This is a genomic window from Mediterraneibacter butyricigenes (assembly GCF_003574295.1).
GTDB classification, from domain to species: Bacteria; Bacillota; Clostridia; order Lachnospirales; family Lachnospiraceae; genus Mediterraneibacter_A; species Mediterraneibacter_A butyricigenes.
Window position 1 is genome coordinate 63282 of record NZ_BHGK01000001.1, and the last position, 14439, is coordinate 77720.

The 14439-nt window shown below is 43.2% G+C and carries 18 protein-coding genes; all 18 read right to left on the minus strand.

From position 1 onward, the window contains the following. Window positions 1–7: 7 nt before the first annotated feature. Window positions 8–892: a branched-chain amino acid ABC transporter permease gene (locus KGMB01110_RS00325; protein ID WP_117602211.1), complete on the minus strand. Its 885-nt coding sequence runs from the start codon at window positions 890–892 to the stop codon at window positions 8–10. Between the two features lie 154 nt (window positions 893–1046). Continuing rightward, on the minus strand, window positions 1047–2222 hold the full coding sequence (locus tag KGMB01110_RS00330; RefSeq protein ID WP_117602210.1) for an ABC transporter substrate-binding protein: 1176 nt from the start codon (window positions 2220–2222) through the stop codon (window positions 1047–1049). Between the two features lie 202 nt (window positions 2223–2424). Next, entirely contained in the window at window positions 2425–2769 is a 345-nt protein-coding gene (rsfS, locus tag KGMB01110_RS00335) for a ribosome silencing factor (RefSeq protein ID WP_117602209.1), read from the minus strand. A gap of 51 nt (window positions 2770–2820) precedes the next feature. Next, window positions 2821–3426, minus strand: coding sequence for a bis(5'-nucleosyl)-tetraphosphatase (symmetrical) YqeK (gene yqeK / locus KGMB01110_RS00340; protein ID WP_119297260.1), 606 nt, complete (start codon window positions 3424–3426; stop codon window positions 2821–2823). After that, window positions 3380–4027 (minus strand): nicotinate-nucleotide adenylyltransferase, encoded by a 648-nt coding sequence (gene nadD, locus KGMB01110_RS00345; RefSeq protein ID WP_119297261.1) that lies wholly within the window; start codon window positions 4025–4027, stop codon window positions 3380–3382. The genes yqeK and nadD overlap by 47 nt, the downstream gene beginning before the upstream one ends. Window positions 4028–4038: 11 nt before the next feature. Continuing rightward, entirely contained in the window at window positions 4039–4329 is a 291-nt protein-coding gene (gene yhbY, locus KGMB01110_RS00350; RefSeq protein ID WP_117602206.1) for a ribosome assembly RNA-binding protein YhbY, read from the minus strand. Between the two features lie 15 nt (window positions 4330–4344). Further along, on the minus strand, window positions 4345–5640 hold the full coding sequence (gene obgE / locus KGMB01110_RS00355) for a GTPase ObgE (RefSeq protein WP_117602205.1): 1296 nt from the start codon (window positions 5638–5640) through the stop codon (window positions 4345–4347). 158 nt (window positions 5641–5798) lie between these two features. Further along, window positions 5799–6083, minus strand: coding sequence for a 50S ribosomal protein L27 (gene rpmA / locus KGMB01110_RS00360; RefSeq protein ID WP_117602204.1), 285 nt, complete (start codon window positions 6081–6083; stop codon window positions 5799–5801). Window positions 6084–6088: 5 nt separating this feature from the next. Continuing rightward, window positions 6089–6421: a ribosomal-processing cysteine protease Prp gene (locus tag KGMB01110_RS00365; RefSeq protein ID WP_117602203.1), complete on the minus strand. Its 333-nt coding sequence runs from the start codon at window positions 6419–6421 to the stop codon at window positions 6089–6091. A gap of 13 nt (window positions 6422–6434) precedes the next feature. Next, on the minus strand, window positions 6435–6743 hold the full coding sequence (gene rplU / locus KGMB01110_RS00370; RefSeq protein WP_117602202.1) for a 50S ribosomal protein L21: 309 nt from the start codon (window positions 6741–6743) through the stop codon (window positions 6435–6437). Window positions 6744–6994: 251 nt separating this feature from the next. Then, window positions 6995–7423 (minus strand): CBS domain-containing protein, encoded by a 429-nt coding sequence (locus KGMB01110_RS00375; RefSeq protein ID WP_117888504.1) that lies wholly within the window; start codon window positions 7421–7423, stop codon window positions 6995–6997. A gap of 176 nt (window positions 7424–7599) precedes the next feature. Then, window positions 7600–8919, minus strand: a complete 1320-nt coding sequence (locus tag KGMB01110_RS00380; RefSeq protein ID WP_117602201.1) for an aspartate kinase — start codon at window positions 8917–8919, stop codon at window positions 7600–7602. Beyond that, window positions 8916–9527, minus strand: a complete 612-nt coding sequence (locus KGMB01110_RS00385; protein ID WP_117602200.1) for an HAD family hydrolase — start codon at window positions 9525–9527, stop codon at window positions 8916–8918. The genes KGMB01110_RS00380 and KGMB01110_RS00385 overlap by 4 nt, the downstream gene beginning before the upstream one ends. A gap of 79 nt (window positions 9528–9606) precedes the next feature. Then, on the minus strand, window positions 9607–10104 hold the full coding sequence (gene ybaK / locus KGMB01110_RS00390) for a Cys-tRNA(Pro) deacylase (RefSeq protein ID WP_117888306.1): 498 nt from the start codon (window positions 10102–10104) through the stop codon (window positions 9607–9609). 43 nt (window positions 10105–10147) lie between these two features. Continuing rightward, complete coding sequence (locus tag KGMB01110_RS00395; RefSeq protein WP_119297262.1) at window positions 10148–11425, minus strand: ribonuclease E/G; 1278 nt, start codon at window positions 11423–11425, stop codon at window positions 10148–10150. Continuing rightward, on the minus strand, window positions 11358–12119 hold the full coding sequence (locus tag KGMB01110_RS00400) for a TIGR03936 family radical SAM-associated protein (RefSeq protein ID WP_119297263.1): 762 nt from the start codon (window positions 12117–12119) through the stop codon (window positions 11358–11360). Before KGMB01110_RS00400 ends, KGMB01110_RS00395 begins: the two co-directional genes overlap by 68 nt. After that, entirely contained in the window at window positions 12103–13965 is a 1863-nt protein-coding gene (locus KGMB01110_RS00405) for a TIGR03960 family B12-binding radical SAM protein (RefSeq protein WP_119299005.1), read from the minus strand. Before KGMB01110_RS00405 ends, KGMB01110_RS00400 begins: the two co-directional genes overlap by 17 nt. Window positions 13966–14090: 125 nt before the next feature. Next, window positions 14091–14438 carry an FtsX-like permease family protein gene (locus KGMB01110_RS00410; RefSeq protein ID WP_279220904.1) on the minus strand — a complete coding sequence of 116 codons (348 nt, stop codon included), beginning with the start codon at window positions 14436–14438 and terminating at the stop codon, window positions 14091–14093. Window position 14439 lies beyond the last annotated feature (1 nt).

The window sequence follows — 14439 nt, forward strand, 5'->3', positions numbered from 1 at the left end:
CGATCACCTACACTTTCTCCTGAATTTTCTTGCCTAACAATCCGGTCGGTTTTACCAGCAATACAATGATCAAAACCGCAAATACAATGGCATCTGCCATCTGTGATGAAATATATGCCTTTGCAAGAATCTCAATCACGCCCAGAAGCAGTCCACCGATCAAAGCTCCCGGAATTGATCCGATTCCACCGAATACTGCTGCTACGAATGCCTTAATACCAGGCATCGCACCGGTATAAGGGGTTACGCTCGGATATGCGGAACAAAGTAAAACACCTGCAATTGCAGCAAGTCCTGAACCAATTGCAAAAGTAAGGGAAATCGTGGAGTTGACATTGATTCCCATAAGCTGGGCGGCTCCACGGTCTTCAGATACCGCACGCATGGCCTGACCCGGCTTTGTCTTTTGCACGAATAACATCAGTAATATCATGATAATGATACATACTACGATTGTAATGATGGTTTCTCCGGAGATTTTTAACTTTCCTCCTGCCAGTGAAAGGCCTTCCCATTTGACTACAGACGGGAAAGTCTGTGCATTTGCACCAAACACAAGAAGTGCAATATTCTGTAACAGGTAGCTTACGCCAATCGCAGTGATCAATACTGCCAGAGACGACGAAGCATTTCGAAGTGGGCGATATGCAATTTTTTCTACCAGGATACCAAGTACCGTACAGACAACCATCGAAAGAATAATTGCCACCACCGGTGACATTCCGGACTGGGTCATGCTAAGCAATGCAACATAAGCTCCGATCATGATGACATCACCATGCGCGAAGTTCAGCATTTTAGCAATTCCGTATACCATGGTATATCCAAGTGCAATGATCGCATATACGCTTCCAAGACTTAATCCATTTATAAAATACGATATAAAGCTCATATACACTTTCCTCTCATTTCCTATTTGTGAATCAGTTAAAGTACGAAACGATATGATTGAAACAAGGGCGGTACAGAGGGAATTCCACTGTATCCGCCCTATATCTTTTCGATAAATCCGGCAGATTCAAATTGCCGGAAAGTTTACCGCAGGCTTAGTTCTCTTCCAGAACTTTGTATTTTCCACCTTCTACAACTACAACAGTCGGAAGTTTGGTCGGCTCTCCGTCTGCTCCCCATGTAATCTGTTTTCCTGTCAGACCATCATAGGTAATCTCTGTCATAGCAGTTTTTAATGCATCACAGATTTCAGATGTGCTCATATCCGGTGTGATCTCAGCTTTTTCAGCAGCAGCTTTGATTACATATACACAGTCATAAGCGTCAGCAGCGAACTGAATCGGAGTCTCACCAAATTTGTCCTTGAAATCGCTTACGAATGTCTGAGTTTCTTCATCTTCAGCATCTGCTGTAAATGGAGTCAGGAACATAACACCCTCAGCCAGAGATGTGTCGAATCCTTCCAGTGCAAGCAGTCCGTCCATACCGTCACATCCGAAATATTTCGGTGTAAATCCTGCTTTATTTGCCTGTGCAAGAATCAGAGAAGCTTCCTGATAATAGATTGGCAGGAATACAAGTTCAGCACCTGCATCTTTTGCTTTCTGGATCTGTACGGAGAAGTCTTTGTTCTGGTCTGCTGTAAATGCTTCTGCAGCTACCACGTCAAGACCTTTGTTCTTTGCTTCTTCAGCAAATTTCTGATAGATACCGGTTGAATATGTATCAGAACTGTTGTAGATAACAGCGATCTTTGTTGCGATTCCGTTATCTGCGATGTAATCAGCAGATGCAGTTCCCTGGTTCGGGTCTGAGAAACACATACGGAATGCATTCTCATACTGAATACTGTTTTCTGCTGTTGCAGACGGTGTCAGCTGGAACATATTGTCGGCCTGTGTCTCTTCTACAACGGCTGTACACGGTGTAGATGTAACAGTACCTACCAGCATCTGCATACCCCAGTCTTTCAGGTTGTTGTATGCATTCAGTGATTTCTCGGAATCAGACTGATCATCTTCAAACTTGTACTCAATCTGCTTTCCGTTGATTCCGCCTGCTTCGTTGATCTCATCAACTGCAAGCTGGATACCGTTCTGTACGGCTGTACCGTAAATTGCTGCATCACCTGTTGTAGGTCCGATTCCACCGATCTTAAATGTATCGGAAGAAGATGCTTCTTTTTTGTCACTGCTTCCGCCGCAGGCTGCAAGTGAAACTACCATTGCAGCAGCGAGAGCAATGCTTCCAACTCTCTTGATCATTTTCATAATGTTTCCTCCTTAACTTTTTCGTTTGTAACAATCTTAAACTGCTGCAAACGATTTGTCAAGCAAAATAGAGTGCGATCTGTTTTGTTTTTTTATTGTCAAATATAAAACAATAAAATCCTATGGATCCTTTTTTGTTTGCCGGACATACGACAAAAAGGTTCAATGGACCTTTTTTCGTTCGAACAATATCGTGCGTTATTTATAATTTTGACAGATCTACCTTAGTTCCGTCTCTCCAGATTCTCTCCAGATCGTAGAACAGGCGATTCTCTTTGTCGAAAATATGAATGATCACGTCTCCGAAATCCAGCAGCACCCATCCGGTATTTCCCTCTCTTTGTTTAACAGAACAGCCGGCCTTGTGAAGTTCTTCTTCTACGTTTTCAACCAGTGCCTGTACCTGGCTGTCACTGTTACCGTTTGCAATGATAAAATAATCTGCCAGAACAGATACTTTTGAAATGTCGATTACCTGAATATCTTCACCCTTTTTATCATCCAGAGCAGTGTAGGCAATTTTTGCCATTTCCAATGCTTCTATCATGTCTTTTCTCCTTTCTATTCCTCTGCTTTCAATTTACAAAATTCCCATATCTCATCGAACAAGAACAGATCCGTCCAGCCTACAACCCCAATCTGCTTTCGATTTATAAAACTTCCAGGTTTCATAGGACGCAGGATCAATGAGCCGTCCTTGTTTTTCCAGATAGGTAATGGATCCCCTTGTGGCCAGAGCCACTGCCTTGTCCAGATCATGAAACGCTTCATAACGAATCTCTTCCAGACCCGGAATCATCTTTCGTCCCGGTTCCATATAGTCCGCCACATACAGAATCTTTTCCATCAGACTCATATCTGCTCTTCCGGTGGTGTGATACAGAATGGCATCTAAAATCTCTTTGTCTGCGACTTCGTACTTTTCCCTGGCGAAATACGCACCTAGCTTTGCATGCGCCAGTGCAGGGATTTTTTCTTCCGATTCCGTCAGCGTAATTCCTTGTTTCCTGCAACGTTCCACCTGTTCCTGTGCGCTTCCGTACTTCCCGCAGTCGTGAAGCAGTCCGGCTTTCATTGCTTTTTGCACATCTCCGTGATGAGCCATAGCCAGTGCCGCAGAGGTATACATCACGCCAATCGTATGTTCGTAGCGTTTTTCACTCAGTTTCTTTTTCAGACATTCCTGTATTTTCTGATTTTCCACGTTTGTAAAATCCTTTCTCACGAATGTATTGTGCCACAGTATCCGGCACCATATACCGGACCGTATAACCGTTTCCGGCTCGATTTCGAATGGTTGTGGAAGAAATTTCGAGAAGTGGAGCCTGCAGCAGCTCAATCTTTGCCTGATACGTTTCTTCCAGATAACGGATCTGATCTTCCATATCTTTCCGATCCTTGTCATCTCGCATCGCTGCAAGGATCGTACAAGTCGGAAAAATTTCCCGGAAATATTTCCACTGTTCAATTGCAAACAGGGAATCCGCTCCCAGAATAAAATAGAACTGATGCTGAGGATAGGTTTCGCTGAAATGCTGCATGGTACGATAGGTATAGGAATGAGCATTTTCAATCGCTTCATATTCCGAGACTTTAAAATAAGGGACTCCCTGAATCGCTTTTCGTACCATCTCCACCCGCTCCATCACGCCCGGAGTCACTTCCGCCAGACTTTTATGGGGAGGATTCCCGTTTGGAAGAAACCAGATTTCATCCAGACCGAAATCCTCATATGCAAATTCTCCAAGCAAGAGATGTCCGATATGGATTGGATCAAATGTTCCGCCCATGATTCCGATTTTCATAGCCATTCTCCTTATGGAAGGATAATCTTTTTCTTCTCGTCTTTTCCTTCTTTATAAAGTACAATCTTCTTTCCGATCACCTGAACCACCTGGGAACGGGTTCTTTCGGCCACGATCTGTGCCAGTTCTTTCGGATCATCGGCACAGTTCTTCAGTACACTGATCTTTATCAGCTCTCTCGCTTCCAGTGCCTCTGAAATAGCCGCTACCAGACTGGGAGAAATGCTTCCTTTTCCAATCTGGAAAATCGGTTCCATCGTCATTGCCAGTCCTTTCAGATATGCACGCTGTTTTGTTGTCATAATGATCTCCTTTTTCTATTTATAATAATCAAACTGCAATCCGTACATCTTGACCGTATCGCCCTCTTGGATTCCGGCCTGTTCCAGTTCTTCTAAAATTCCGGTATTCTTCATAAAGTTCTGGAAGAAAGCAAATCCTTTTTCGGAATCCAGATTGGTATAACCCAGCATTTTTTCGATCTTCGGACCCTCTACCACATACATTTCGCCGTCTTTTGTCATTTCTTTTGTGACAGTATACGGCAGATCTTCGTAAAGCAGTTCTTCCTCCGGGAAGAATTCCTGTTCAAAGACGACCGGACCTTCCTCCAGATTTTTCAACTGATCATTTACATAATAAAGCAGTTCTTTGATGCCTTTTCCGGAAACTCCTGAAATCGGGAATACCCGGATCCCTTTTGGCTCGTAAGCTGCTTTCAGACGATCGACCGGTGACTCATCTTCCGCATAGATCAGATCTGTTTTATTCGCTGCGATAACCTGCGGTCTCTTTGCAATCTCTGGATTGTAAGCAGAAAGCTCCGCATTGATCTTTTCGATATCATCCACCGGATCCCGTCCTTCTGTTCCGGCTGCATCAACCACATGGATCATCATTTTTGTCCGCTCGATATGGCGCAGAAATTCATGTCCCAGTCCGACTCCTTCCGAAGCGCCTTCAATCAGTCCCGGAATATCCGCCATGACAAATCCCTGTCCGTCCCCTAAGTCTACCACTCCCAGATTTGGGTTAAGGGTTGTAAAATGGTAATTTGCAATCTTCGGATCTGCATTGGTTACACGGGAAAGCAGTGTAGATTTTCCGACATTCGGAAAACCGATCAATCCCACATCTGCAATAACCTTTAATTCCAGGCAAACTTCCAGCTCCTGAAATGGCTGTCCGGGTTGAGCGTATTTCGGAACCTGCATGGTAGCCGTTGCAAAATGCTGGTTTCCGAGACCGCCTTTTCCGCCTTTCAAAACAATCTGCCGACGGTTCTCACCCGACATATCCGCAATGACTTTTCCGCTTTTTGCTTCCTTGATTACGGTTCCCTCCGGTACTTTTAAGACCAGATCTTCTCCATCTTTTCCATGACATCTGCGTTTGCCGCCTTCCTTGCCGTCGCCGGCCGCAAACTTACGCTTATGACGGAAATCAACCAGCGTGTTTAATCCCTTGTCCACTTCAAAGATCAGATCGCCGCCTCTTCCGCCGTCTCCGCCGTCCGGTCCGCCATTTGCCACATAAAGCTCCCGGCGGAAACTGCAATGTCCATCACCGCCCTTTCCGGAACGGATATATATTTTCGCTCTGTCCGCAAACATGCTGTACCTCCTTTTTTATTTTCATCTATCTCATGATCGCCTCTTACTTTAAACAAAGAGGTTTGTTTATTGTTCTGTTAATTATTAAAAACCAAGCGAAAAAAGAAAAGCTTCAGTCGACATCACTCTTGCCGCCTGAAGCCTTTTCAACCTCTCGCTTACTCAGCTACCGGATAAATAGAAACCTGTTTCTTGTCTCTACCTTTTCTTTCATATCTTACAACACCGTCAACTAATGCAAACAGAGTATCATCTCCGCCGCGTCCTACATTCACACCTGGGTGAATCTTTGTTCCACGCTGTCTGTAAAGGATATTTCCGGCTTTTACAAACTGTCCGTCAGCTCTCTTTGCGCCAAGTCTCTTTGACTCGGAATCACGTCCGTTCTTGGAAGAACCCATTCCTTTTTTATGAGCAAAAAACTGAAGATCTAACTTCATCATGATTCTTACACCTCCTCGATATCTACCTTGATGTATTTCTTATAGTCATTCGATCCGGCAGATTCTTCTAATCCGAGAATCATTGCCTTCAACAATAAGTCTGCATCGTGTGTGGGGCGGTTAAGTAAATGATATTCTATCATTCCTGTCTCCTGATCGACCTCCTGCGTAAATGCATCATCTGTGTAGGTTTCGATCGCGTTCATGGTATTGATGATCAGCATGGAAGTCGCTGCGCATACAATATCCTTTCCGCTCTCTGCCATCTCAGCATGCCCGGAAGTCCGAAATCCCATACACTCATGCCTGTCACTCATGAAAATGGTTACATGAATCATTTTCTGCTCCAGACTATGCGTTGATCTTTTCGATCTTTACAGCTGTGTACTGCTGTCTGTGGCCGTTTTTCTTATGATATCCGGTCTTTCTCTTGTACTTGTAAACGGTAACTTTCTTTCCTTTACCATTCTCAACGACAGAAGCTGTTACAGTTGCACCTTCTACATTAGGTGTTCCTACTACCATCTTCTCACCGCCGATTGCAAGCACCTGATCGAAAGTATAAGACTCTCCGGCTTCAACGCCCAGCTTTTCCACTTTAATGACATCGCCTTCGGATACTTTGTACTGTTTACCACCTGTTGCTATAATCGCGTACATATGGCACCTCCTATAAATTACTCGCCAATTACGGTGTTCTGTAACAGAACTTTGAAACCTCATTGTGCGGCATACTGTTTAATCATATATGATTCGTATTATAAAGTCAACAATTTCCTTGCATTTTTAGAAAATATTTTTTCTTTTGTCTCTTCATCCAACGGCATAGAGCGCAGAATCTTCACATAAAAGATATGTAATCGTTAATTTTGCAATACGATCCGGAAACATATGGGTATGAAAATCGATAATCAAGCCTCGTTCTCTCTTTCCGAATATTCTTTCAGTCTTTTATAACAGTAGTTGATAATACTTTTTCTGGTAATAATTCCGATAAATTTCTTCTGGTCATCTACCACCGGAACAAAATTCTGATTCATCGCTTTCTGAATCAGATCTTCCATATCACAGTCTGCATCAACCGCTTCATAATCTGCTCTTCTCGGAAAATCTGTGATAAAAATTTTCTCAGCCTCTTTGATATTCAGAGAAGTGCGGCTTTTGATGCCCCAGAGCAGATCGCCTTCCGTGATAGTTCCTACATATTCGCCTTCTCTGTTCAGCATTGGAATACACGAATACTTATGGTACTCCATCGTCTCCAGAACCTGTCGCAACGTGCAGTAGTCATAGACATACGCCGTTTCAGCTTTTGGATTCAGAAAAAATAAAATATTCATATCTGTTCCTTTCCTGTATAAACAATAGAATGCACGCTCCGCGAACATTCTATTGTCATGAACTAAAAAAGGTTCACTGAACCCTTTTGTCATATGCCTGACAACCAGAACATGCATCTTTGCATCTTCAAAGAATGGAAATGCATGTTTGGGAAAATCTGTAAAAAATAACTTCATTAAAGTTGTGTAACAACGAAAATATCATATAATGCGCGGATCGCATTTTTAAAGTCTTCATGACGGACACCAATGATGATATTCAACTCACTGGATCCCTGGTCGATCATCTTCACGTTGATATTGGCATGTGCCAGAGCAGAGAAGATTCTTCCGGCAGTACCCCTGGTTGCCCGCATACCGCGTCCAACGACTGCAATCAGTGCCAGATTGGATTCCATCTCAATGTGATCTGGATCTACCGCTTTGTGAATTCCTGCAATAACTTTCTGCTCTTTTTCTTCGAATCCATCCTGATGCACAAAAATCGTCATCGTATCAATTCCGGACGGCATATGTTCAATCGAGATATCATTTTCTTCAAATACTTCCAGAACCTTCCGACAGAAACCGACTTCCGAGTTCATCATGGCTTTTTCTACGGTTACGGATACAAATCCATCGGTTCCGGCGATTCCGGTTATCGTGTATTTCGGCTGTCTGCATGTACTCTCTACGATCAGAGTTCCCTTATCTTCCGGAGCGTTTGTATTTCGGATATTGATCGGAATTCCGGCTTTTCTTACCGGGAAAATAGCATCTTCGTGAAGAACAGATGCTCCCATATAAGACAGTTCCCGAAGCTCACGATAGGTAATGGATTCGATTGCTTTTGGATTGTTTACGATTCTCGGATCTGTAATCAGGAATCCGGACACATCCGTCCAGTTCTCATAAAGGTCTGCCCCAACCGCAAGAGCCACCAGAGAACCTGTAATGTCAGAACCGCCACGGGAAAATGTTACGATCGTTCCATCTTCTTTGGCTCCGTAAAATCCTGGAACAACCGCATGTTCCAATTTGGAAAGTCTTGCAGATAACAGATCATTCGTCTCACCTGCAAGGAAGTTGCCCTCAGCATCGAAACGGATGACTTCAGCCGCATCTACAAAATCAAAACCAAGATAGGCAGCCATGATCTTTCCGTTTAAATATTCTCCTCTGGAGGCAGCATACTCTCTGCCAATCTTTTTTCCAAAATTATGACGGATCATCTGAAAATCTTCTTCTAATGAAAGATCCAGGTTCAGTCCATCGATGATTTCCTGATATCTTGCCTGAATTTCTTTTAACTGCTCTGTAAATTTTTTTTCACGAATCGCTGCTCCATAGCAGTTGTAAAGCATGTCCGTAACTTTTGTATCAGAAGAGAATCTTTTTCCAGGTGCAGACGGCACCACAAATCTTCTGCTTTCATCGGAACGAATGATCTGTCCAACTTTCTTGAACTGATCAGAACTGGCAAGGGAGCTTCCTCCGAATTTTACTACTTTTTTCATCTTTCTTGTCCTCCGGTATATTTTCCTGTTAATATTTCTTCCACAGTATGACTGTCAAATACAATTCCATGCATGCCAACAGCATTTGCTGCCTCCACATTTTCCGGTCTATCATCAATAAACCAGGCATCATTCGGTTTTATATTATATCTCGTCATCAGAAGATTGTAAATTTCTTTTTGTGGTTTCATCAACTTTTCACGATAAGAAATGATTCCGCCATCGAATTTTCGAAGAAAATCCAGTTCATATTTTGTTTTTTCGAACAAATACTCCCCATAATTTGAAAGGTAATAGAGTTTAAACCCGGCTTTCCGAAAATGTGCCAGCACTTCTTCTGTATAATCGAATTTACGGATAGATCCATCCAGATGTTCATAGACATCTCTGATTTCTTTTTCCAGATGCGGAGCGTTGTTTATAAACTGTGTCAGCTGTTCCTCCGGTGTCACGCTGCCCTCGTCTCCTGCTTTCCATGCATCACTCAGAAAAATAGCATGGATCAGTTCCTTTTTCACTTCTCCCGTATATCCCAGCATGTCTACACAGACACCGCCGTTATAATCGACCAGGACATTTCCCAGGTCAAACACCACTGTATTCATCATCTTCTCCTCTGTCTTTTTCTTTCTTTTCTTCTATAACATAATGATTCACGATTTTTCTGACTGGTTTGCCTGAAAACTTTCAACCTTTCACCTTTTCGTCAAAAATCACATTCCCATATTCAGCCTTCGCTGCTTTTTTCAGGTCATCCGGCTTTAATTTTAACTGCATTCCGATCTTCCCTCCGCTTACATATATGTATTCCAGCTCTTTTGCGGATTCCTCAATCACCGTCGGAAACTGCTTTTTCATCCCGATTGCCGTGCAGCCGCCTCTTACATAACCGGTCAATGGGGTGATCTCTTTGACATGCAGCATTTCCACCGATTTTTCTCCCACCGCTTTTGCAGCTTTTTTCAGATTTAGTTCCTTTTCAATCGGAATCACGAACACATAATGTCCCCCACTTTTTCCGGTTGTAACCAGAGTTTTATAAACCTTTTCATGTGGCAGCCCCAGTTTGTCAGCTGTTTCAATTCCGTCTGTAAACTCTTCGCACTCATAGGTGCTGAATTCATAAGGAATTTTATTTCGGTCTAAAATTCGCATGGCATTGGTCTTTAATTCTTTCTTACTCATACTACTACATCTTCTCTCTTTTTGCTTCTGACTATTTGTTTTATTAGCACACGCCGAATTGTATACATTCATACAATGGTCGCTGCACCTTTTTTCTGGTCAATTCTACCAGATGGAGCTTCGTAATATCAATCACATTGGTCGGGATTGGATCCTTTTTTACGAATCTTTCTAATAAAGAAAGCAAATCCTGTTGCTCCTCCTTATCAGAAAAATTGATAAAATCGATCAGGATAATCCCTGAAAGATTCCGAAGCCGTATTTGCCTTGCCGCTTCTTTCGCTGCTTCTTCGTTTATTTTCCGATAGGTTTTCTGCGCATCTTTTCCTTTGATATATTTTCCCGAATTCACATCAATTACATGCAACGCTTCCGTATGTTGGATCACCAGATAGCCGCCGTTTTTCAGCCAGACTTTCTCCTGTGTCGCTTTCTGTATCTCCTGATCCAGGTTATACAACTTATGCAAAGACAGAGTTTCTTTCCGGTATTTTCTCAAACAGGAAACATCTTGATTTCCGGTCTTCAGATATTGAAGGATTTCTTCGTATAACCAGTCTTCTTCTACGATAATTTCCTCCAGCTTTTCCAGATTCTGATTGCGGATTTGACGGATATATTCCGGTTCTTCCTGATAAATCCGGCTGAAGCAAGGTCTGTGAGTCGCCGTTTTTTCTATCCTTTTGTAGATACCGATCAACTGCCGGATTTCCTCTTCCACGAGGGTTCTGTCTGCAGTTCCTGCGTTTGTTCTGAGAATCAGACCATAGGAAGAATTCCGAAACTTTTGCAGCCATTCTTTTAATTCCTGTTTTTTCTCCAGTTCTATTTTCCCGGAGACGCCAAGGGTTGTATTTTCATAGGTCAATACCGCATACTTTCCGGCCAGGTTAAATCCCGTAGTTACAGATGGCGCCTTTACTCCGGAGGCTTCCCTGCTGACCTGAACCAGCAGTTCCTCCCCCTCACACAACGGTTTCTTCCCGATTTTTTTGGTAAAAAAAGGAGTTTTATATTGTTTCATAGAATAATAACATTCCGTATGAGGTGCGATCTCGATAAACGCAGCATCCAGATTCCTCTGAATCTTTTTCACACGTCCTACATAAATATCGCCGACCGCCGCTTTGTTACGTTTCAGATCCACTTCCGTCAGATGAAGTTCCGTCAGTTCTTCTTCCACAAACAAAGCCGAGCAAAGTTGCGCCCCATTCTGTGTGATAATCAGTTTATTGCCCATTTCCGGTACCCTCTCAGCCTGCAGAACTTTCTGCACTTTCCGTTCTTTCTTTCGGATCAGCCATTTCTTCCATGATTTCATGTCCCAGACTTTCCAGACTCACAAGTTTTCTTTCGTCCTTTCCCATATCCGCATACATTTCCAATCGGTGGAACTGATACTCGATCTCCCGGTACGTTTCCTCTTCTCCCAGATATTTTACAAAAGCTTCCATCACCAGATTCGGCTTCAGATTCTCGGCACTTCCTGCGGCAAGTTGCATAAAGATCCCCTGATCTCTTACTTCCATCTGATAAATCATAGGAAGGATATCAACTTCTTTCTCACTTCGTTTTGTTTTCTTTACAATGTTTACGGCATCCTGCGCAAGGAAGTCCCCGATATGACCCTTCCAGTGTTCCGGAAATTCTCCATTTTTCGGATATACCAGATAATCAGCCCCTGCAAAGATAGACATTCCGCCCATTTTCTTGGAATCTTCAATCTCAACCAGATTTAATACCTCGATTCCTTCGATTCCAACTTCATTCAGACGTCTTACCGCCTCTTTGGACGCAATCGGCTCTCGCAGCTCAATATCCATGTATTCTCCGTCACTGGTCAGCCCGATTCCCAAAGGACTTGCAAATGACATGATCATATGCGGACTGTAACCTGATGTAAACGCAATTGGAATCTCTGCTCTTCTCATCGCTTTCTGAAAATAGCGCATCACGTCCAGATGTCCGATGAATTTTAAATGTCCATATTTTCGAAATTTAATTCTTGCTTTCAACACAGACACCTCCTTTGTATCTTCCGGCTCCGCAGCCCGAACAGCCCTGTCGGCAATTCGGGGTTACAATCCCCTGATTTGCCCGTTCCCATTCTCGTTTCATAAACTCTTTTGTGACTCCGATATCGATAAAATCCCACGGGAAGATCTCATCCAGATCTCTGGTTCTCATTGTATAAAAATCCAGATCCACACCGGTATTTTCAAAAGCCTTCATCCAAAGATCATTGTCAAAAGATTCGCTCCAGGAATCAAACAGACACCCCAGACGATACGCCTCCTCGATCACTTTCCCGACGCGTCGATCTCCACGGGCAAACACGCCCTCTAAAACCGTTACATCTGCCTCATGCCAGTTATATTTCAGGCTTTTCCGGTTCAACTGCTCCTGGAATTCATGTTTTACGATCGAAGCCCGCCGGATATATTCTTCCGCATGACACATCGGTGCCCACTGGAACGGCGTAAACGGCTTCGGCACAAAGAAAGAAGAACTGGCCGTAATCTGACATTTTCCATGACGCTGTTCTTTCGGAATCTCGTAATATCTTCTCGCTACACGATCTGCCAGTCTGGCAATTTCTTTCATATCTTCTTCTGTTTCATTCGGAAGTCCCAGCATAAAATAAAGTTTCACTTTATTCCAGCCACCTTCGAACGCCTGACCGGCTCCTCCAAGAATATCTTCTTCCGTTAATCCTTTATTGATTACATTTCGCATTCTCTGAGATCCAGCTTCCGGTGCAAAGGTCAGACTGCTCTTCTTCACATCCTGCACCTTACTCATCACATCCAGAGAAAACGCATCGATTCGAAGAGATGGTAATGAGATGTTGATGCTCTGATCCTTAAACTCCTCGATCAAAAATGTAACCAGTTCTTCCAGTTCCTGATAGTCACTGGAACTTAACGAACTCAGAGAGATTTCCTCATGTCCGGTGTTCTTCAACATCACACGCGCATATTCTTTCAGCTTATTGACATCTCGTTCCCTGGTCGGGCGATAAAGCATTCCTGCCTGACAGAATCTGCATCCACGAATACAGCCTCTCTGAATCTCCAGAACCACTCTGTCCTGCGTAGCTTTAATAAAAGGAACTACCGGCTTCTCCGGATAGGTGGCACCGGTCATATCCATAACCACCTGCTTCTGAATCGTCGGTTTTGCGTGAGAATTGTCGGGAACAAAAGACTGGATCGTACCATCTTCCTTATAGGTTACATCATAAAACATCGGAACATAAAGGCCCGGGATCTCAGCCGCCAGTTCCAGAAATTCCAATCGGCGCTTTCCGCTTGCTTTACATTCCTTATACAGATCCAGAAGATCATCATAGACTGTTTCCCCTTCTCCTATATAGAAGATATCAAAGAAATCCGCAATCGGTTCCGGGTTATAGGTACAGGGGCCCCCACCAATTACGATCGGTTCATTTTCATCACGATCATGATTGTATACATGTATTCCGCTCAAATCCAGAATTTGCAAAATGTTGGTGTAGCACATTTCATACTGAAGTGTGATCCCCAGAAAATCAAATTCTTTAATCGGATCCTGGGATTCCAGTGCGAACAGCGGAATCTGTTCTTCCTTCATAATCTTATGCAGATCTGTCCACGGGGAATATACCCGTTCACACCACACATCTTCCCGCTTATTAAACATATCATATAAAATCTGTATACCAAGATGAGACATTCCGATTTCCATTACATCTGGAAAACACATCGCAAAGCGAATCGGAATGTCTCTTGTTTTCATCACCGAATTCACCTCTCCACCAATATAGCGGGCAGGCTTTTCGATCTTCATTAAAATTTCATCACTAAGTGCCAGTTTTCTCATATTCACAACCTCATCATCTGCTTTATATGAAACTTTTTCGGTTCGTCTCACACAACAAACTTTCTTAACGTTTGTTTTACACTCCGATTATTATAGTTGTTTTCTGAGATTACATCAAGTCCCTTTTATTCAGTTCCTTTCAACACATCCACCATATCCAGCGTACGGATCCGTTTGGAGAACATAAAGCTTACCAGCATGGAAACCAGCAGTACAAGTGCTCCGGAAACCACATAGCCTCTGATCGGAAGCGAAAGTGCATAGTCAAAATTCTCTCCGTTACTGTTCATCATCGCATTTAGGGATACATTTCCGAACGGAATTCCAAGCAGCAGTCCTATCAGCGACAGCCAGATATTCTGAACAGTCATAAGATGCCGGATCCGTTTGGATCGCATTCCCATCACCTTTAACGTCGCCAGTTCTTTCTCTCTTTCATGGAAGGACAGAGAACCCGAGTTATACAGAACCACA

Excerpts from the sequence above, each read along its gene's own strand:
- KGMB01110_RS00325 (WP_117602211.1), bottom strand. The coding sequence starts at position 892 with ATGAGCTTTATATCGTATTTTATAAATGGATTAAGTCTTGGAAGCGTA.
- KGMB01110_RS00375 (WP_117888504.1), bottom strand. The coding sequence starts at position 7,423 with ATGAATATTTTATTTTTTCTGAATCCAAAAGCTGAAACGGCGTATGTC.
- nadD (WP_119297261.1), bottom strand. The coding sequence starts at position 4,027 with ATGAAAATCGGAATCATGGGCGGAACATTTGATCCAATCCATATCGGA.
- ybaK (WP_117888306.1), bottom strand. The coding sequence starts at position 10,104 with ATGAGTAAGAAAGAATTAAAGACCAATGCCATGCGAATTTTAGACCGA.
- KGMB01110_RS00385 (WP_117602200.1), bottom strand. The coding sequence starts at position 9,527 with ATGATGAATACAGTGGTGTTTGACCTGGGAAATGTCCTGGTCGATTAT.
- KGMB01110_RS00365 (WP_117602203.1), bottom strand. The coding sequence starts at position 6,421 with ATGATTCATGTAACCATTTTCATGAGTGACAGGCATGAGTGTATGGGA.
- rsfS (WP_117602209.1), bottom strand. The coding sequence starts at position 2,769 with ATGATAGAAGCATTGGAAATGGCAAAAATTGCCTACACTGCTCTGGAT.
- obgE (WP_117602205.1), bottom strand. The coding sequence starts at position 5,640 with ATGTTTGCGGACAGAGCGAAAATATATATCCGTTCCGGAAAGGGCGGT.
- KGMB01110_RS00395 (WP_119297262.1), bottom strand. The coding sequence starts at position 11,425 with ATGAAATCATGGAAGAAATGGCTGATCCGAAAGAAAGAACGGAAAGTG.
- yhbY (WP_117602206.1), bottom strand. The coding sequence starts at position 4,329 with ATGACAACAAAACAGCGTGCATATCTGAAAGGACTGGCAATGACGATG.
- rpmA (WP_117602204.1), bottom strand. The coding sequence starts at position 6,083 with ATGATGAAGTTAGATCTTCAGTTTTTTGCTCATAAAAAAGGAATGGGT.
- rplU (WP_117602202.1), bottom strand. The coding sequence starts at position 6,743 with ATGTACGCGATTATAGCAACAGGTGGTAAACAGTACAAAGTATCCGAA.
- KGMB01110_RS00330 (WP_117602210.1), bottom strand. The coding sequence starts at position 2,222 with ATGAAAATGATCAAGAGAGTTGGAAGCATTGCTCTCGCTGCTGCAATG.
- KGMB01110_RS00405 (WP_119299005.1), bottom strand. The coding sequence starts at position 13,965 with ATGAGAAAACTGGCACTTAGTGATGAAATTTTAATGAAGATCGAAAAG.
- KGMB01110_RS00380 (WP_117602201.1), bottom strand. The coding sequence starts at position 8,919 with ATGAAAAAAGTAGTAAAATTCGGAGGAAGCTCCCTTGCCAGTTCTGAT.